Origin of the sequence: Rhizobium sullae, from assembly GCF_900169785.1 — a bacterium.
GTDB lineage: Bacteria > Pseudomonadota > Alphaproteobacteria > Rhizobiales > Rhizobiaceae > Rhizobium > Rhizobium sullae.
Map to the genome: position 1 here is coordinate 40,945 of NZ_FWER01000055.1, position 17,445 is coordinate 58,389.

16 protein-coding genes and 1 pseudogene are annotated in these 17,445 nt (G+C 59.5%); 13 read left to right on the plus strand and 4 right to left on the minus strand.

Going from position 1 to position 17,445, the window contains the following annotated elements; all coding sequences use genetic code 11:
* The first annotated feature begins 57 nt into the window (after positions 1-57).
* Positions 58-1,128, plus strand: coding sequence for a LacI family DNA-binding transcriptional regulator (locus tag BN1800_RS31975; protein WP_244564729.1), 1,071 nt, complete (start codon positions 58-60; stop codon positions 1,126-1,128).
* 278 nt (positions 1,129-1,406) lie between these two features.
* Here the strand turns inward: BN1800_RS31975 and BN1800_RS31980 are convergent, their stop codons facing one another.
* Positions 1,407-2,372, minus strand: coding sequence for a LysR family transcriptional regulator (locus tag BN1800_RS31980; RefSeq protein ID WP_087003474.1), 966 nt, complete (start codon positions 2,370-2,372; stop codon positions 1,407-1,409).
* Between the two features lie 95 nt (positions 2,373-2,467).
* On the opposite strand from BN1800_RS31980, the gene BN1800_RS31985 reads away from it, so the two are divergent.
* From BN1800_RS31985 to BN1800_RS44160, 8 genes are all read left to right on the plus strand, one after another.
* Positions 2,468-3,649, plus strand: a complete 1,182-nt coding sequence (locus tag BN1800_RS31985; RefSeq protein WP_087003477.1) for a CaiB/BaiF CoA transferase family protein — start codon at positions 2,468-2,470, stop codon at positions 3,647-3,649.
* Positions 3,649-4,593 (plus strand): beta/alpha barrel domain-containing protein, encoded by a 945-nt coding sequence (locus BN1800_RS31990; protein ID WP_087003479.1) that lies wholly within the window; start codon positions 3,649-3,651, stop codon positions 4,591-4,593. Before BN1800_RS31985 ends, BN1800_RS31990 begins: the two co-directional genes overlap by 1 nt.
* Positions 4,594-4,702: 109 nt before the next feature.
* A complete protein-coding gene (gene dctP / locus BN1800_RS31995; RefSeq protein WP_179213948.1) occupies positions 4,703-5,614 on the plus strand; it encodes a TRAP transporter substrate-binding protein DctP in 912 nt (303 codons plus the stop codon).
* A gap of 6 nt (positions 5,615-5,620) precedes the next feature.
* Positions 5,621-6,208 carry a TRAP transporter small permease gene (locus BN1800_RS32000; protein ID WP_087003485.1) on the plus strand — a complete coding sequence of 196 codons (588 nt, stop codon included), beginning with the start codon at positions 5,621-5,623 and terminating at the stop codon, positions 6,206-6,208.
* Between the two features lie 16 nt (positions 6,209-6,224).
* Positions 6,225-7,502 carry a TRAP transporter large permease gene (locus tag BN1800_RS32005; protein WP_087003488.1) on the plus strand — a complete coding sequence of 426 codons (1,278 nt, stop codon included), beginning with the start codon at positions 6,225-6,227 and terminating at the stop codon, positions 7,500-7,502.
* Between the two features lie 26 nt (positions 7,503-7,528).
* Positions 7,529-8,065, plus strand: a complete 537-nt coding sequence (locus BN1800_RS32010) for a gamma carbonic anhydrase family protein (RefSeq protein ID WP_087003490.1) — start codon at positions 7,529-7,531, stop codon at positions 8,063-8,065.
* Positions 8,062-8,415: a hypothetical protein gene (locus tag BN1800_RS32015; protein ID WP_087003493.1), complete on the plus strand. Its 354-nt coding sequence runs from the start codon at positions 8,062-8,064 to the stop codon at positions 8,413-8,415. The genes BN1800_RS32010 and BN1800_RS32015 overlap by 4 nt, the downstream gene beginning before the upstream one ends.
* On the plus strand, positions 8,397-8,540 hold the full coding sequence (locus BN1800_RS44160; RefSeq protein ID WP_425299086.1) for a hypothetical protein: 144 nt from the start codon (positions 8,397-8,399) through the stop codon (positions 8,538-8,540). The genes BN1800_RS32015 and BN1800_RS44160 overlap by 19 nt, the downstream gene beginning before the upstream one ends.
* Before the next feature lie 197 nt (positions 8,541-8,737).
* Here BN1800_RS44160 and BN1800_RS32025 read toward each other — a convergent pair whose 3' ends face one another.
* Positions 8,738-9,484 carry an NADPH-dependent F420 reductase gene (locus BN1800_RS32025; RefSeq protein ID WP_087003499.1) on the minus strand — a complete coding sequence of 249 codons (747 nt, stop codon included), beginning with the start codon at positions 9,482-9,484 and terminating at the stop codon, positions 8,738-8,740.
* A 94-nt stretch (positions 9,485-9,578) separates the two neighbouring features.
* On the opposite strand from BN1800_RS32025, the gene BN1800_RS32030 reads away from it, so the two are divergent.
* Positions 9,579-9,956, plus strand: a complete 378-nt coding sequence (locus tag BN1800_RS32030) for a winged helix-turn-helix transcriptional regulator (RefSeq protein WP_087003502.1) — start codon at positions 9,579-9,581, stop codon at positions 9,954-9,956.
* Positions 9,957-9,963: 7 nt separating this feature from the next.
* Here BN1800_RS32030 and BN1800_RS32035 read toward each other — a convergent pair.
* Positions 9,964-12,964 (minus strand): annotated as a pseudogene (locus tag BN1800_RS32035) (Tn3 family transposase).
* A 144-nt stretch (positions 12,965-13,108) separates the two neighbouring features.
* On the opposite strand from BN1800_RS32035, the gene BN1800_RS32040 reads away from it, so the two are divergent.
* From BN1800_RS32040 to nhaA, 3 genes are all read left to right on the plus strand, one after another.
* Positions 13,109-13,678 (plus strand): recombinase family protein, encoded by a 570-nt coding sequence (locus BN1800_RS32040; RefSeq protein ID WP_087003505.1) that lies wholly within the window; start codon positions 13,109-13,111, stop codon positions 13,676-13,678.
* 80 nt (positions 13,679-13,758) lie between these two features.
* Complete coding sequence (locus tag BN1800_RS32045; RefSeq protein ID WP_143534197.1) at positions 13,759-14,397, plus strand: glutathione S-transferase family protein; 639 nt, start codon at positions 13,759-13,761, stop codon at positions 14,395-14,397.
* Between the two features lie 843 nt (positions 14,398-15,240).
* The gene (gene nhaA / locus BN1800_RS32055; protein ID WP_087003510.1) at positions 15,241-16,431 is read left to right on the plus strand and encodes a Na+/H+ antiporter NhaA; all 1,191 of its coding nucleotides are present in this window, start codon (positions 15,241-15,243) and stop codon (positions 16,429-16,431) included.
* Positions 16,432-16,574: 143 nt separating this feature from the next.
* Here the strand turns inward: nhaA and BN1800_RS32060 are convergent.
* The coding region (locus BN1800_RS32060) for an amino acid permease (RefSeq protein ID WP_143534198.1) at positions 16,575-17,445 on the minus strand (871 nt) is incomplete at its 5' end.

Sequence of the window (17,445 nt, forward strand, 5' to 3'; positions counted from 1 at the left end):
TCCCATTCTTGCCGGGCGTCGTTTCCGCCTCCATCCCGTTGCCTCCAGATTAGCCGAGTGTTACTGAAGGAGAACGTCAATTTTGAAGAGATTTCTTCAAACGGAGATCGGGCGATGGGAAAGCCGACGGCGCGGGATCTGGCTGCTGCGGCAGGGGTGTCGCTGTCCACGGTCGACCGAGTTCTCAACAACCGCGGCGGAGTAAGCGAGGACAAGGAACGTCGCGTGCTCGAATATGCGCGCAAGCTTAAGATCGACCGGGCGCTGAATCAGCGAGCCGCACGCACCCTTCGCATTGCCGTGTTGCTTCAGTCACGCGCCAATCCGTTTCACGCTGCGGTGCAGGACAGTTTTGAGGCCGCGAATAGGGATTTCCTCCAGTATAATCTTCAGTTTCAAGTTTACCACATTGATCCAACGCGGCCTGCGGCGACGGTCGCCCTCACAAATGCACTCTCCTTGCGCTGCGATGGACTGGTCATTGTCAGCCCACAGAACGAGGACATCGCAGCCGCCCTAAGGGCATTCGGCCGAAACGGAAAGCCTGTCATCACACTGGCGACCGATATTCGTGATGCCGAAAGATACGCTTATGTTGGACCAGACAACAGGAAGGCAGGCCGTGTCGCCGGCGATTTGATGGGGCGCCTGCTTGGTAAGGAAGGGGGTGAGATCGTCGTCATCTCCGGCATGCTCAGCATGATTGGCCACGAGGAGCGCGAGATGGGTTTTCGCGCGGTGTTGCGCGAGCGCTATCCCCTGTGCAAGGTGGCAGAGGTCCTAGAGAGTATGGAGCGGGGGGAAAGGGCAGGGGACCTCGTCTTTAATGCCTTGATAGGCAACCCTCGCATTCGAGGCATTTACAATGCTTCCGCGGGAGCGCGATCGGTGGCCAGCGCGATGAATGCTCTCGGGAGGAGGAGTGACATCGTCTTCATCACGCACGAATTGACTGACGAGCGCCGCCAATTGATGCGCGAAGGCATGATCGACGCAATCATCGACCAAAATCCAGTAGTTGAGGTGCGAACTGCAGTCGAAGCGCTTGCCGCATACTTTCGGAGAAAAGATGAACCTCCGATCTCGCTGATGACGCCTATTCAGGTTCACATGATCGAGAATTGTTGACGAATTGCACATTTACATTCGTAGCGGGCTTGGCGCAGGGGCGGCTTCACGGTGTGCCCACGATATATACAGCCAAGTGGAATGGGCTTGCCACCACAGTGCCGGCCGCATCCAAGACAAAAGCACCAACGTCGCCGACGGTCGACCGCCTGCTGCTTTCAAACGTGGCAAGCTGTGCGCCGAATTTGGCAAGCGACGCGTACCGATCGTCTCGTCATGTGCGGAAGCAACGAACCGCAATGCCTGCTCTCAGGCTGAGATGCTCTGACCAGATCTTTTCAGTGCGCCGTTTTTTTGGACCGCGCTTTTTCGGTCTTAACCATGAGTGATCGACACTTCCACCTACCCGCTTCGATCTCCTTGGAGATGACGTCCAGAATAAGGTCGCGAATATAGATCGCCGAGCGAGACGGCGGTGTGTCCCGACGCTCGCACAGATAAAGCGATCTTGTAAGTGAAGGGTTGACGATTTCGCGCCCGATGACGCCCGTTGCAAAGACTCCATGTTCCAAGTTTGCACGCGTTGCCAGCATGACGCCAAAGCCCTGATTTACGAAGAGAAGCGCAGCCGCCACATTTTCGGAATAGAACGCGGCGTTGTGTTCCAGCCGTTTCTGGATGTCGGTATCCTCAGGGGTCGGCCTGCCGCGACGCCCCTTCTTGGTGAGCACATAGTGCATCGTCAGGAATTCTTCGAAAGACAGGGGAGTGGCGGGGTCCCCGACAAGTTCGGGCAGTCCGACGCAGATCATTTGTTCTTCAAGCAAGGGCTTCACAGAAAGCCGTGGGTCACGTGGCGGATTGTATGCCAGCGCCAGATCGACATCCGCCGCGATGAGCCTCTCTATAGTCATGCCAGATACGCTTTCGGCGATGTCTATACGCAGTTGCGGCTGTTCTTCTTCTAACCGGACCACCATCGGCATTGCCGCGCCCAGAACAGCCGAAAATGCCATCCCGATTATGACATGCCCCGAAAGCTTTTCGGTCTGGTCGCGCATGTCGCTTTCGGCATTCTCGAAGGCTCGCAGGATTGCAGATGCATGCGAATAGAAATGTTGACCTGCCGGGGTTGGAATCACGCCTCTGGAGGAGCGTTCGAACAGTGGCTGCTTCAGGCTGTGTTCCAAGTTGGCGAGGTGATGGGCAATAACTGAGGGGGCACTACGCTCGATCTCTCCTGCACCTACGATGCTTCCAGCTTCGTAGACCGCCTTGAAAATACGAATCTGACGGATGTCCATGGCAACGCTCTCTAAAAACCTGAGATCAACTCGCTAGACTATGTAATTCCTCAGTGTCGCGATGTCAGCTACCTTCTTATTAAGAGGAGAGTTACATGTCAGCTACGTTTCGTCCCTTGGAGGGCATTCGCGTCGTCGAGATGAGCCACATGATTATGGGCCCGTCCTGCGGCATGTTCCTCGGCTATCTCGGTGCGGAGGTCATCAAGGTCGAACCGCCCCAAGGCGACAAGACACGGACGCTGACCGGCATGGGGCGCCCGATGTTTCCGCTCTTCAACCGCGGTAAGAAGTCTGTGACCATCGATGTCAGGACCGAAGCGGGGCGGCAGGCCTTGGAGCGGCTGCTCTCGACGGCAGACGTGTTTGTCGAAAACTTCCGCGACGCCTCGCTGGTCAAGGCTGGGGTAGATGCAGAAACACTGCGCAAGAAGTTTCCGCGTCTGATCTTTGCCGCGTGCAAAGGGTTTTTATCCGGTCCGTACCAGAACCGGACGGCGCTGGATGAAGTCGTCCAGATGATGACTGGTCTTGCCTATATGACCGGCCCAACGGGCATGCCGCTGCGCGTTGGATCGTCGGCCAACGACATCATGGGCGGACTTTTTGCCGCGTTCTCCGTGCTTGCGGCCATTCTGGATCGCCAGAGCAGCGGCAACGGACACGAGATGCGCATCGGTCTTTTCGAGAACTGCCTCCTGCTTGTTGCGCAGCACATGGTACAGTTCGAACTGGAAGGGAAAAACCCGCCTCCGATGCCGGAGCGTGAATTTTCCTGGCCGGTCTACGACATCTTCGCCGACAAGGACGGCAAGCAGATGTTTGTCGGGGCGGTTACGGAAGGCCAGTGGGCGACCATCTGCCGCCTGCTGGACCTCGACCATCTGCTGACGGATCCGCGCCTGCAAACGCGCATGGACCAGATCAACGCCCGCAGTTGGACGATTCCGCTCGTTGCCGAGAAGATCGCGCAACACAGCGTGCAGGAATTGGAAACGCAATTCGAGGCAGTAGGACTGCCGTTCTCTCCGATTTCGAAGCCTTGCGACATGTATAACGATCCACATGTCATGCGCCCAGGCGGTATCGCGGTGTCATCCTATGAAAACACCACGTTCCGGGCGCCCGCGCTGCCTTTTGAGGTCGACGGCACGATGTTGACGGGTGGCGGCGACGTGCCCACCGTCGGCATGGACAATGCCGAAGTGCTGGGGGCACTGGGACTGACCATAGCGGAAGTCGAGGCGGCGACCGGCGTCAGCAAGGAAACCGCATAATGGACGCGCGACGCCTTTTCCCGGTGGATCAGGTCGTCCTGAGAGAAGTCGGTCTCCGCGACGGTTTGCAGCTGACCAGGCACTATCCGACGACACAACAGAAGCTGGATTGGCTAAGCCGCGAATATCGCGCGGGCGTACGGCACTTCGAAGTCGGCTCTTTCCTGCCCAGCACCCGCTTTCCGCAGTTTGCGGACCTCCGTGAGTTGATCGACGCCACGAGCCGATTGGAAGGCGCTTACGCGACGGCATTGACCTTGAACGAGCGTGGCGTCGCAGATGCGCTGGAAACGCAGGTCGACGAGATGATCTTCGTCGTTTCCGCCACCGAAAGCCACAGCATGGCGAACACCCGGCGGAGCCGCGCGGAAGCGATCGAGATGCTCGCGCGGATAGATGCACAGCGCCGTGCAGGGCGCTCTGATCTTCCTGTCTTGACGGCCGGGATAGCCATGTCCTTCGGCTGCTCGCTGGAAGGCGAGGTGAACCCGCGCGACGTGATCGATATCTCGGAACGCGCGATCAAGGCGGGTGCCGATGTTCTGGCAATTGCCGATACCGTAGGATTTGGCGGCCCGGCGCAAGTGGCGTGGATGGTCCGCGAATTACGGCGCGCTCTCGGGGATGACCAGCCGATCGCCATGCATTTTCACGACACGCGCGGGCTTGCCCTCGCAAATTGCGCGGCGGCATTGGACAACGGCATCCGCGTTCTTGACGGTTGCCTCGGCGGACTGGGTGGATGCCCCTTCGCCCCCGGAGCGACCGGAAACACGGTCTTCGAGGATATGGTTTTCCTCTGCAAGACGATGGGTTTGCAAACCAATATCGATATCGACGGCCTTCTGGCTGCGCGCAAGGTCGTCGCTGCCTCGATGCCGGACGAACCGCTGCACGGGGCCCTGGCGCGTGCAGGTCTGCCAAAGGTGTTGGAGGACGCCTGAGACCAGACTGAATGAACATCAAAGGAGGAGTAAGATGAAGAACTTCGTAATTCCAGTGTTTGGTCTTGCCGCTATGTTGGCGAGCCCCGTCATGGCGCAAGATTATGTCATGCGCATCAGCCACCAGTTTCCGCCGACACATCACACGGCGATCCGCCTGGATAAGTTCGCCAAGGACGTGGAGGCCGCCACCGACCGCGCGGTTGACGTCCAGATCTTCGGTGCCGGGCAGCTTTACAAGCCGCAGCAGAACCATGCTGCGGTGGCCTCGGGCGAGATCGAGGCCGCTGCCATCGTGAGCCTCCAATGGGGCGGCACCATCCCCGAGATGGCGGTTACGGTGATCCCATATCTGATCTCCTCGCCCGAGGCGCAGAAGAGCTTCATCGGCTCCGAAGCGTCGGAAATCCTTGATCGCAAGATGGCCCAGCGTGGCGTCCAGAACATCGGCTGGATCGTCGATACCAACGATCTGATTTTCACATCCTCAAAAGGGCTGATGATCAAGCCGGAAGACTTCAAGGGCGTTAAGATCCGCGGCTTGACACCGCTGTTCGACAAGGGTCTGGAAGCTTTGGGCGCTACGCCGGTCCAGCTTCCGGGATCAGAGGTATATCAATCATTGCAAACCGGCGTGATCGACGCAGGTATCACGGGTGTGTCCGCTGCCTTCAGCCGCAAGTTCTACGAAGTGCAGGACTATGGCACGGCCTCGCCCATTTTCATCGCTTTTGACAACCTGGTCGTGAACCCCAAATGGTGGGGCGATCTGCCGCAAGACATCCGCACGGCCATTCAGACCTCTGCGGATTCGGCGGTGGAAAGCTCCATCATCACGCGTGAGGGGGTGAACCCCGATGACGTCACGGCGCTGACCGGTGCAGGAATGGAAGTTCACGTCCTGAGCGGCGAGGAAATCTCGGTACTGCGTGACATCATGCAACCGGCCGTGAAGAAAGCCTTCTTGGCCGAAACGGGCCAAGATGGCGAAAAGCTTCTCTCCATGATCAGCCCGCGATAAGTCATCATGGCGGGACTTGATCACAAAGCAGGTGGCCAAGCCTGGCCTGTCTCGGCGTCACCGGCCCTGCGGACATATCAGCGTGGCGTCACGCTGATATGCAACGCCGCTTTTTCCGTAGCGACCATGTTGGTTCTGGTTGACTTTTGTTTGCTGGGAATTTCGGTCGTTGCAAGGTATTTGGCCAACACTCCGATCACCTGGGCAGACGAGCTCGTCGCGTTATCCCTGACGGCAATCACTGTTCTAGCTGCGCCACAGGTGCTGCTGGACAAGGGTCACATCGAAGTGGACATCGTGACGGAACTGGCCAAGGGACGCCTGTCTTTTCTTATCCGGTTGTGGTCTTCCTTGGCCGTTTGTCTGACGGCCATGCTTTTGATCTTTAACGGTTGGTCCCTGGCGATGTTCTCGCGCATGATCGGTCTGCTCACCGAGGGGCACTTGGAATTGCCGCTCTGGATGCTCCAACTGTTGATGCCGCTCGGCGGCTTCCTCCTGCTCCCCGTTGTCATTCTTCAGTTCTGGCAGGCAGTCTTCGCTTGCAACCACCCAGAGACTGAGGCGGTTCATGAACCCGCGGTGCTGGATTAGGAACGGAACGAACAAGATGATCATTATCGTTATTTTGGCCACTCTGCTGGTTTTGTTGTTCACCGGCCTGCCCATCTTTGCCGGTCTGACTCTGTATGGCGGCGCGCTGCTGTTGCTGACGCAGGGGAATCTGGGACCGGTCACTGATATCGTCTTCCACGAGATCAACCGCTATCTGCTCGTGGCCATTCCACTTTTCAGCTTCATGGCCAACATCATGATCAAGGGTAAGGTGGTCGACGATCTGTATGACGCGGCCTACACCTTCACCCGGCACCTGCCGGGCGGACTGGCCGTGGCGACTATTCTGGCGTGCACGGTTTTTGCGGCGATCTCGGGCTCCAGCGTTGCGACGGCCCTGACAGTCGGCGCGGTCGCAATCCCGCAGATGCTGCGCTTTGGCTACGACGAACGCTTTGCCTATGGTGTCGTTGCGGCGGGGGGCACTCTTGGCATTCTCATACCTCCATCGGCACCGATGATCCTCTACGGTGTGGCCACCGATACGTCGATCGGCGGTCTGTTCATGGCGGGCATCGTACCCGGCTTCATGTTGGCCGGGATTTTCATTCTTTGGGCAATCTTCCGCAACGCGACGGCAGGCACCATCAAGCGTGAAAAGATGGCGAGCCTCGGAGAACTGGCAAGGGCGGTGAGGAAGTCGTTTTGGGCCATCCTCATGCCCGTCTTTGTCCTTGGCGGCATGTATGCCGGTATTTTTACTGCAACCGAGGGCGCAGCAGCCGGGGCATGGCTTGCGTTGGTGATCACCATTTGCATCTATCGCACAGTCGGATGGCGCGAGATCTGGAGTTCGGCCGGTGAGGCCGCGCGGATGTCCGGCATGCTGTTCATGATCCTGGCAGGTGCGACCGTCTTTAGCCACGTGCTGACAAAGATGCGGGTACCGCAGCAAGTGGTCGAGACATTAGTCGCGGCAGACTTCGGGGCCTTCGGCTTCGTGTTGATCATGATGATCATGGTCCTGATCCTGGGCATGTTCCTGGAATCGGTTGCCATCATCCTGATTACGGCCCCTGTGATCCTGCCGGCCATGATCCATCTGGACATCAACCCGATCTGGTATGGCATCCTGCTTGTCGTCAATCTTGAACTTGCCATGATCACGCCGCCGGTGGGAATGAACCTATTTACCATCAAGGCAATAACGGCGGCACCCATGGGCAGGATCGTCAGCGGCGCGGCGCCATATGTGATCCTGATACTCTTGTTTCTGGGCCTGCTTATCGCCTTTCCCGACATCGCACTTTGGCTTCCCGAACGCCTTTTGTGACACCTGTTTGATTGGAGACCGAAATCGTGGCCGCCTATGCCCTGGACGATCAAAGCCCCACCCTGCCCGAGACCGGATCGTTCTGGATTGCGCCTGGCGCGCACGTCATCGGTCGGGTGGTTCTTGCCCGCGACTCAAGCGTCTGGTTCGGCGCGGTCCTGCGTGGCGACAACGAGGTGCTGGAGATCGGCGAAGGAACGAACATTCAGGAGCACGTGATGGTCCATAGCGATCCAGGCTATCCCGTGTCCATCGGCCGCCATGTCACTGTCGGGCACCGCGCGATTGTGCACGGGTGCACGATCGGGGACAACACTCTGATCGGGATGGGGGCAACGGTGCTGAACGGCGCCCGGATCGGCCGGAACTGCCTGATCGGGGCCGGGGCACTGGTGACGGAAGGGAAGGAGATTCCGGATGGCTTGTTGGTCATGGGGGCACCGGCCAAGGTCGTGCGCGCCCTGGACGAGGCCGCGATTGAAGGGCTGGAGATTTCCGCCCAGACCTACATCCGCCACTGGAAACGCTTCATCACTAAACTGAAAGAGATAGATACCAAATGAACGACCGGGCAGATGGTTTCCGTCTGGATGGGCGCATCCTGATCCTGGGAACTGCGCCGGGCGCGGTCGAGCATCAATTGGCCGGGCAGGACCTCACCTTGGCTGAGGCGGGGCCGCTGCGCGACAAAATATCGACAAACGAGATCACCCCGCTGCCAGCACTGCTTCATTACGGAAAGGCACTCGCTCGCGAATCCCATACCGGAACCCGGATCGGCAACGACACGCCGCTGGTTCAAGGCGTCTTTGAGGATCGCGCTGTCATTGTGCTGGTGGCGGGGTACGCTATGGCGAGGGGTCATCGCGCGAACATGCGCGGTTGTCAGAGTATTTGGCCGGTGTTCGATTGATCATCGCGGCAAGCTTCGAGCGGATCTACTGGCAGAATTGCGACAGTATAGGGCTGCTGGCCTCTGCCGATACGGGGTCTTTGACCTTAGTCCTAAGAACCACATCAGCGAGCTCGCCTGGTTGAGTTCCAAAGAGTGCGGTTTCGGCATTGAAGCTGGGTGAGTGAGTGGAGACATTGCCCCGCTTCGCAGGCCTTTCGCGCTACTCGATGATGGAATGACTGTTGCACACCCAATCTGCGGTGGTTTGTTGCTTTCCGGTAGACGCCGGTCCGCAACACGATCTCTTCGTGTTGCGAATCGAGAATAGCGTGCTGTTGCGTTATCGAAGCGGTGCAAACGAACGGTTCATCGCCACGCGGTCCTCGTGAGTCGCGTCCGGCCCTAGCGTTGCCATCTTGCTCTTGAACACCGGCCATCTCGTGGGTGCCTCACCCTCAACTGCAGCGTCGAGCGCCTTGCGCATGGTGGGGGCGTCGAAGTCGCAGCAATATCCGGGTGTCAGCGGCTGCTGCCTCCAGGATTCGGCGAGCGATCCACCGTCGACCGGATCGAACCCAACCTCGTTCGCTATTACCATGGCGATCTTCTTCGCGGCGTCGTCGTCTCCTGCGACCGCCACGGCCAGACGACCGGGTGTACCCTCGGGCTGGCCCAGTTCCGCCAGGGAATACGCAAGGATGTTGTTGAAGGCCTTGATGATGGGGCGACCGATCTGTCTGGAGACCCAGACGCTTTCCACCTCGCCTGCGTCGAGGTCGGCGATCTGCGGGTCACGTAGGCCCGGATAGTAGTTGCTGGTATCGATGACCGGGACGTTGGCAGGTAGGTCCTTGAAGAGGTCCTTGGGCAGGTTTTCGATGGCGAGAAGCGGAATTGAAAGGATGACCGCGTCCGCGCCGGAGATCGCGCCCTTCGTGTCCGTCGCAGTGGCTCCGATCTCGTCGGCGAATGGCCTGACGGCGTCGGCTCCCTTCGAGTTCGCCACCCAGACCTCATGTCCCGCTGATGCGAGCTTACGGGCGAGAGTGCCACCGATGTGGCCAATTCCGATAATGCCGATTTTCATGCTGGTGCTCCTGTCGTGCTGCCTACCAAGATAATGGATACTGCGACTTCAACAAGAACCGACAGATAAGTGGGTTACCCACTAAAAGGTAAGTATGGCGCAGGACCGAGAGTGGAGATGCGGAGACCCGCAGCAGCAGCGCAAGTGGGCGGACGCGACGACGGACGCCCTGCGGGTCCTCGAAGGCAAATGGAAGATCGTCATCATCTGCCAACTATTCGGAGCCAAGGAGGCCCTTCGTTTCTCGGAACTCGAACGACGGTGCGAAGGCGTGAACCAGAAGATGCTCATCCAGCAACTCAAGGAGCTGGAGAAGGACGGGATCGTGACACGTACCGTCTATCCCCAGGTGCCGCCAAAGGTGGAGTACGCGCTGACGGAGATGGGCAAGGCCCTGGGGCCGTCCATGGCCGAACTCATCGACTGGGCCTTCATGCGAAGGGAGTGGGTGGCGGGCGAACTCACACCGTGAGCCATCGCTAGTTCTCGTCGAACCGGAGCGCCGTGGTTCGCTGCAAGCTCGCCGGAGCCGCCAAGACAATCTCGTTGATGAGAGCGATGTCGCCGACGAGAACGACGGTCTCTATGCCGCGAGTTATAGCGGCGGAGAAGGCGATGTGCTCCCATCCGACCGGTGAGGTGTGGGTCAAGAGATCGTCCGGGACGATTTCGCCTTGCGAGCGCAGGTGCGCCACGGCGTCGGCCATATAGATCGAGTTCCAATAGACGATCGCCGCGGTGACGAGGTTCAAGCCCGACGCCCGGTATTGCTGGGCCTCATGGCTGCGGTCTATTACGCGTCCCTGTCCGAACGTGTAGACGGCCTGCGCCAGAGCATGGCGCTGCTCGCCTTTGTTGAGCCCGGCGTGGCATCGGCGGCGCAGCACCAGATTCTCCAGCCAGTCGAGCATGAACAAGGTCCGCTCGATCTTGCCGATTTCCTGGAGGGCGATATCCACCTGGTTCTGGCGCTCATAGGCGGCAAGCTTCCGTAACATCACCGAGGGCGCGACATGGCCGGCCTTGAGCGAGGCGACAAGCCGCATGACGTCATCCCAATGCTCGCGGATGACGTCGGCGCGGATGCGTTTTCCGAGAAGCGGCGCGATCGTCGGGTAGCTCGCGGGGTGGTCGATCGGGATCAGCCGCCGGTCCGGAAAGTCACGCAGTCTCGGGCAAAAGCGGAAGCCGAGCATGGCGCAGAGTGCGAACACATGATCGGTGGCGCCGCCAGTGTCGGTGTAATGTTCCATGATTGAGAGATTGCTTTCATGGTGAAGCAAGCCGTCGAGGACATAGGGCGCCTCGTGCGTCGCCGCCGAAATGACCTTGACGTGATAAGGGCCGTGCTGGTCGGAGATATGAGTGTAGAAGCTGAAGCCCGGATCAACGCCGTAGCGGGCGTTGATGTCGCCGCCCGAGGCGCCGCGCTTTCCGCTGCGGAAGAACTGCCCGTCCGAGCTTGACGTCGTGCCATCGCCCCAGGCCCGGGCGATCGGCAGACGATGTTGGGCGTTGATGATGGTGGCGACCGCTGCCCGATAGGTATCTTCGCGGACATAGGCATCCTGCGTCCAGATGAGTTGATCACGCGTCACACCCTGGCTGGCGGCTGCCATCCGGGAGAGCCCAAGATTAGTGGCATCGGCCAGAATGGCGGCGAGAAGTGCGCTCTCGTTGGGGCAGCGTTCGCCGGTGCGCAGGTTTGTGAAGGCGGCCATGAAGCCGGTTTCGCGAGCGACCTCGTGCAGGAGTTCGGTGATGCGAATGCGCGGCATCATCGCATCGAGCCGATCGGCGAGCGCTTCCGCTTCGGAGGGAATCGCCGTCTTGACCGGCGAGATCTGCAGCCGATCCTCGACAAAGCGCACGCCTTCGAGCTCGTCCCGTTTGACGCGCTGCGCAAACTTCTTCAGCCGCCAGTCGAGCTCGCGGCCACGTTGTTGGAGCCATTCGTCGGCGGCCGTTGGCAGCCGAGTTCGGCAACGATCGGCGCGGCGGCAGGCTCCGGCAGGAGATAGCTGTCGAAACGCCGATAGGCGGCAGATCGCTCGACCCAGACGTCGCCCGAACGCAGCTTGTTGCGCAGGTGAGCGAGCATCGCGGTCTCGTAGAGCCGGCGATTGATCTTGCCATCCGGCCCGATCACGAGTTTGCGCCACTCCTTCTTGAAGGGCATCGGCGCATCGGGCGGCACATCTCGTTTGCCCGCTCTGTTGAGATCGCGAAGCAAATGAATGCCGGCGAGGGTCCGGGCGCTTCCCCGTCCGGCCTTGAAGTCGAGCACTTCGATCAGCGCCGGCGCGAACTTTCTCAGCGTCGCATAGCGGTCCACCGCTACCACGAGCGGATCCACGTCCGCCGTTTCGGCGAGCGCTGCGACTTCGGGTCTAGCCTTGAGCAAGTTCACCCAGCCGACGGTCTCGTCGATCGCCTCAATCGGATCGGAGTCATTGTTGAGAGCGGTGGAAAGTGCGTCGATCGTCCCGTGAAACAAGCGCATCAGTCGGCCGACATCCTTGGCGGTGGCAGCGTAGTGCCGGCTTTGTTTGTTCTGGGCACGGCTGAAGGCATTGCCGATCAGCTTGTCGGCCAAGCCAATGGCGGCGTCCGTCAGACGTTCTTCCAGATCGATCAGGCAAGCGACCAGTGTCGCGCGCCGGCGTGGCGTCGTGTAGCGTTCGAGCAGATAGGCTGGAGACGCGCGACCCTCGCGCACAAACTGTCGATATCGGTCGGGATGCACGGCGGCGCTCAGTTTCGCCGGAATCCCGATTTCCCTTACCATTCGCAGGCGCTCGAGGACGTCGCGGACGTGATCGGGCTTCGCAGTCGCCGGGATTGCCTTGAGCCACGTGAGCGGTATGGCACCCTTGGTCGCATCGGGGATCAGTAGGGCATCGAGCGCGTTCAGTTGTTCCGGCCGAAGACCGGAGAGAAGCGCATGAGCCGCCTGTTTCCTGGCGGGCGCCCGGCCCGCTCAATCGTCGAAACCGCAGGGAGGAGAATTTTGGCCTCACGCAGCGCGTCAATGATGCCGGCGGCGATCACGATACCCTTGTCGGTTGCCCAGGCAGCCTTAGCAGCCGCCTCAATCATGAACGGGATATCTGTCCTGGCCGCCCCGCGAAGCTCATACGCGCCCGCGAGCTCACGGGCGTGATCCGTCATCGTCTGTTCCCGACCCGCGTAATCCGCGAGGGCAATCGCTGATATGTCGAGCTGCTCGGCGACGAAGGATACCAGTTCTTCGGGAAGCCCGGCGGAGCTCTGAAGAATCTGAGCGAGGGTCATGCCAGGGTGTCGAAACAGCGCAAGCTGTAGGGCAACGCCGAGGCGATTGCGGTCTTCCCGCCGCAGCCGGATCTGGTCGATCTCGTTCGGCTCAAGCGTATAGAGCCGGACCAGGTCATCCCGGTCGATCGGGATTCCCAGCAGTTGTTCCCGCTCGGCTTCGCTCAGCAGTTCGTGCTTGCGCATAGGCGGTCCTCTCGGCGTCCATAAAAGGCTTCACGAGTTCCTGGACAGACTGGAATAAAGAGACATATTCTGTGGACGGAATCGAATCCGTGCGACATACATAATGCCGGTTGTCCACAGAACGGCCGTTTCGGGGACAGTTTTATGGTTGGCATTCTCGGCTACGCGCGCGTTTCGACTGGCGATCAGGATGTCGCCGGTCAAACGATGCGTCTGAAGGAGGCCGGCGCCATCAAGGTGTTCACCGACATCAAGTCGGGCAAAACCATGGATCGACCGGGGCTAGCGGAATTGCTCGCCTATGCTCGCGCCGGCGACACGCTGGCGATCGTGCGCCTGGATCGGCTCGGTCGGTCGCTGGCGGAATTGCTCGAAACCGTGAAGATGCTCCGCGAGCGCCAGGTCGACCTGCTGAGCCTCGAAGAGAAGATCGACACGTCTTCAGCCGCTGGCGAACTGATCTTTCATGTCTTCGGTGCCATCGCTCATTTCGAGCGTCGGCTGATCTCGGAGCGGACGAAGGACGGCATCGCCGCCGCGCGGGCAAAAGGAAAGTTGCCTGGTAGGCAGCCCCTCGACATGAAGAGGGTCGAGGCGGCGATTAAACTCATCGAGGCAAAAACAACTCCGGCTGAAGCCGCCCGACAGCTTGGGCTTGGGCGCTCCACCGTCTATCGGGAAATGCGCCGGCTGGGCATCAGCCGCCCAACTTGAGCGTCTTTCAAATCCAGCAAGACGTCTTTGGCAACTCAGTACAGAGTGAAACAGGAAAGATACGGTTTTCGGAGGAACTGATGCATTACACGCTTCATGCTGCGCCAGGCTCGTGCTCTTTTGCACCTCACATCGTGATGGAGGAGATTGGAAGGCCCTATTCGCTGGCGTTGATGTCGCCAGGCCATCCCGAAGCCAAGACCGACGAGTTTCGCCGCTTAAACCCGAAAGGGCGAATCCCTGTTCTCATTGCCGAGAATTTCACTCTCACTGAAGCGCCGGCAATCTTATTTCACCTGGGCCTGACGAATCCAGGCGCGCGGCTCCTGGGAGCGGATGCCGAAAACATCGTCCGTTCCATCGAATGGTTTAACTGGCTATCGAGTGCGGTTCACGCCGTCGCCGTCCGAATGATCTGGCGCGCCGACTTTTTCTTACCGGATCAATCGATGTACGGGCCCTTGGTTCATAAAGGAAAAGAGCACTTGGCTTCCGCGTTTGCGCTTATAGAATCCAAGTTGACGGACCGAGATTGGGCCATAGGAGAGGCCTATTCAATCGTTGATCCGTATTTGCTCGTATTCTACAGGTGGGGAAATCGTATGGCCGTTGACATGCGAAATACCTACCCCGCTTGGACCGCTCATGCACGTCGGTTGGAGGAGCGGGCGGCTGTGCAACGAGCCTTAACACAAGAGGGAATATCCCTCTGGGAGTAGCTGTCGCGTTGCCGAATCCTAAAATTAGCAAACCATCGATCATACCCGGTCGTGTTTAAATGTCTCGTAGCGTTGTTTAGCGGGAAACCAACGCTACGGCCTCAAAGGATGCTACCCTCGTCGTCTTTCACACAGCCGTCCTCGACTATGTTTCCGACCCCGCAGACAGAGAGGCTTTCGCTGAGCAGGTGATGCGTCTCTCTCCGTATTGGGTATCGAACGAGTTCCCTCGCGTATTCCCGTGCATCGCAACACGCGCCGGAAAAAGCCGGCCGCCAGGCCGCTTCCTCCTATCTGTGAACGGCTCCCCTGTCGCTTGGACCGACCCGCATGGCGCCTCGCTCGAATGGATCGCGGACGGGGCGTAGGCGGCTGGCAATGAAAACGTCTCCAAACCGCTCGCCAAAGGTCAGCTATAGGTCCGGCTCGAGCCGTTGCGCGAAGGGCAGCTTTGAGGGAGCGCCATGAAGGTCGCCTTAGTCCGCACGTGGTCGGTTCGTGCGCTCAGCCTTCAGATTGCGCGATGAGGTGGATGTATTCGCAGAGCTCTTTGTCAGTAAGATCATTCGCACATCAACAAGTGTGTGGTAGACGCGCTTGCGTTTCATTTTGATCGGGCGACCTTCCTAAATCGAGTTTTCACAAACAACCTCAGCTTGGAGAACCGCAACAGTAGCAGCGCCATCGCGTGACCGCCGGCAATCTAGCTTCGATCACACCGATTTTAGTGGCACGACTGCGGTCAATGACCTAGATTACAGGCGATGGCGTGTGCTGCGTGCGCCACGGGATTCCCGAAATTGACGGAGACTTCGATCAACTCTCACACGGGAGCGTGACCCTATGTCTTTGTCACACCGCCCGAGCGGCCAGGGCCCGATCCATTCTACTGTCCGACGATTTCTCGGCAGCGAGACGTCCGCAGGCATGTTGCTCATGATCGTCGTTTTGCTGGCTGTCGTTACCGCCAACTCGCCGTTGGCCTCCGTGTATTTCGATGCACTGCACGTTTTCATTGGGCCGATGAGCCTGGAGCACTGGATCAACGATGCGCTGATGGCGCTTTTCTTCCTGCTCGTCGGCCTTGAAATCAAGCGTGAGATGCTGGATGGCCAGCTTTCAAGTTGGTCGCGCCGCGTCCTGCCGGGTGCTGGCGCCGTTGGCGGCATGGTCGTTCCCGCATTAATCTACATTGTTTTCAATCAGGGCGATCCCACCGCAGCACAGGGTTGGGCGATCCCGACAGCGACCGACATCGCCTTTGCGCTTGGCGTCCTGTCTTTGGCTGGCCCGCGTGTTCCGGTAACTCTCAAGGTCTTCCTGGCAGCCCTTGCCATCATCGACGACCTCGGGGCGGTCGTGATCATTGCGCTCTTTTACGCAAACGACCTGAACTACTGGGCCCTTGGCGGTGCGGCGGTCATATTCTTCGCCTTGATAGGGATGAATCGATTGGGGGGCCGGCGTCTCGCTGCCTACCTAGTTCTGGGGGCTGCACTTTGGTGCCTGGTTTTCCTGTCGGGCATCCACGCGACGATCGCAGGCGTTCTTCTTGCCCTCACCATCCCCCTGAAGCTGACGCGAGAAATGACCGAGGCGTCACACTCGGAGTCACCCCTGCATCGGCTGGAACACGGCCTTCAGGGTCCCGTTGCCTTCCTGATCGTGCCCTTGTTTGGCTTCGCCAATGCCGGCGTTTCCTTGACGGACGTAACGCTCGCCTCGCTGTCAGAACCCGTCACACTCGGTGTCGGATTGGGATTGGCAGCGGGCAAGCTCGTCGGCGTCCTGGGCGCTGTCGTGTTGATGGTACGAGCCGGATTTGCGGGTTTACCGAGAGCCGCGAGCTGGCCGCAGGTGGTGGGCATCGCGTTTCTGTGCGGCATCGGCTTCACGATGAGCCTCTTCGTCGGGCAGCTCGCCTTCGAAGACCAGGCGATACAGGATCGTGCCAAGCTCGGCATCCTGATCGGCTCGTCGGTTTCCGGCATCGCCGGTTATCTCATGCTTCGGTTCTCGTCGCGCCGAGCATGAATACCCATATGAAAAAAGATGGACCTTGAAGGTTTCGACTCTTACGACCTGCGCGATCGCGGCCGTATGCCTGATGTTGGCAGGCATAGTGATGATCGGGCATACTGTCGCGCTACCGGAACGCTGGTGGCGACCTTATTTGGTTAGGCAAGGTCGCGGTCGATGGAAGCTGCACCTTCGCGCTGCTTAACCGCAAACTCCTCCTCCGGCGAATACACCAGCGTCTTGCGGCCATGAGCGGCGAAGTATGCGATCGCGAGCGCGTACCAGATTGCCACGCCGATGACGCCCTTCTGATAGAGCGGATCGGTGAGCTGGAAGGAGATCGTGACCAGCGCAATCACAACAGTGAGGACCGCACCCGGTACGCCGAACGGGCTGCGGTACGGCCGCTCGATGTTCGGGAAGGCGCGTCGAAGCTGGATGAACGTCAGCCCCTGCAGCAGGTAAGAGAACATCGCGCCGAACACGGCCATGTTCAGCAGCACGCCGCCGATGAAGGAGCCCGCCTGCTCGCCGCCCTGGGTGAACCACACTGCCAGCATGACGAGGAAGCCGACGAGTGAACCGGCGATCAACGCCGTGTTCGGTGTCTTATGGGCGCCATGGGTCACTGACAGGAAATGCGGGAAGTAGCCGGCGCGCGACAGCGAATAGATCTGCCGGCCGAAGGCGAAGATAATGGCGTGGAAGCTGGCAATCAGTCCTGCGACGGCAAACAGTGCGAGAATCTTTGCCCAACCCGTTCCATAGATGGCGCGGAAGCCGTCGAGGATAGGCTCGCCCGACGAACCAAGCTTGAACGCGCCGCTTGGAATGGCCGGATTGATGATAAGCACCAGGAAGCCTGTCGCAATCAGCGTGAACATGCCGAGCATGATGCCTCGTGGCATGTCGCGTCTCGGGTCAACCGATTCTTCGGCGGCAAGCGGCAGTTGCTCGATCGCCAGGAACAGCCAGACGGCGAAGGGCATCGAGGCCAGAACGCCGTAGACGCCGAACGGCAGAAACGGC

Coding starts and splice junctions, on each gene's coding strand:
- dctP (WP_179213948.1), top strand. CDS start 4,703: ATGCGCATCAGCCACCAGTTTCCGCCGACACATCACACGGCGATCCGC.
- nhaA (WP_087003510.1), top strand. CDS start 15,241: ATGTCTTTGTCACACCGCCCGAGCGGCCAGGGCCCGATCCATTCTACT.
- BN1800_RS32030 (WP_087003502.1), top strand. CDS start 9,579: ATGGCGCAGGACCGAGAGTGGAGATGCGGAGACCCGCAGCAGCAGCGC.
- BN1800_RS31985 (WP_087003477.1), top strand. CDS start 2,468: ATGTCAGCTACGTTTCGTCCCTTGGAGGGCATTCGCGTCGTCGAGATG.
- BN1800_RS31990 (WP_087003479.1), top strand. CDS start 3,649: ATGGACGCGCGACGCCTTTTCCCGGTGGATCAGGTCGTCCTGAGAGAA.
- BN1800_RS32040 (WP_087003505.1), top strand. CDS start 13,109: ATGGTTGGCATTCTCGGCTACGCGCGCGTTTCGACTGGCGATCAGGAT.
- BN1800_RS32015 (WP_087003493.1), top strand. CDS start 8,062: ATGAACGACCGGGCAGATGGTTTCCGTCTGGATGGGCGCATCCTGATC.
- BN1800_RS32000 (WP_087003485.1), top strand. CDS start 5,621: ATGGCGGGACTTGATCACAAAGCAGGTGGCCAAGCCTGGCCTGTCTCG.
- BN1800_RS32005 (WP_087003488.1), top strand. CDS start 6,225: ATGATCATTATCGTTATTTTGGCCACTCTGCTGGTTTTGTTGTTCACC.
- BN1800_RS32025 (WP_087003499.1), bottom strand. CDS start 9,484: ATGAAAATCGGCATTATCGGAATTGGCCACATCGGTGGCACTCTCGCC.
- BN1800_RS31980 (WP_087003474.1), bottom strand. CDS start 2,372: ATGGACATCCGTCAGATTCGTATTTTCAAGGCGGTCTACGAAGCTGGA.
- BN1800_RS32045 (WP_143534197.1), top strand. CDS start 13,759: ATGCATTACACGCTTCATGCTGCGCCAGGCTCGTGCTCTTTTGCACCT.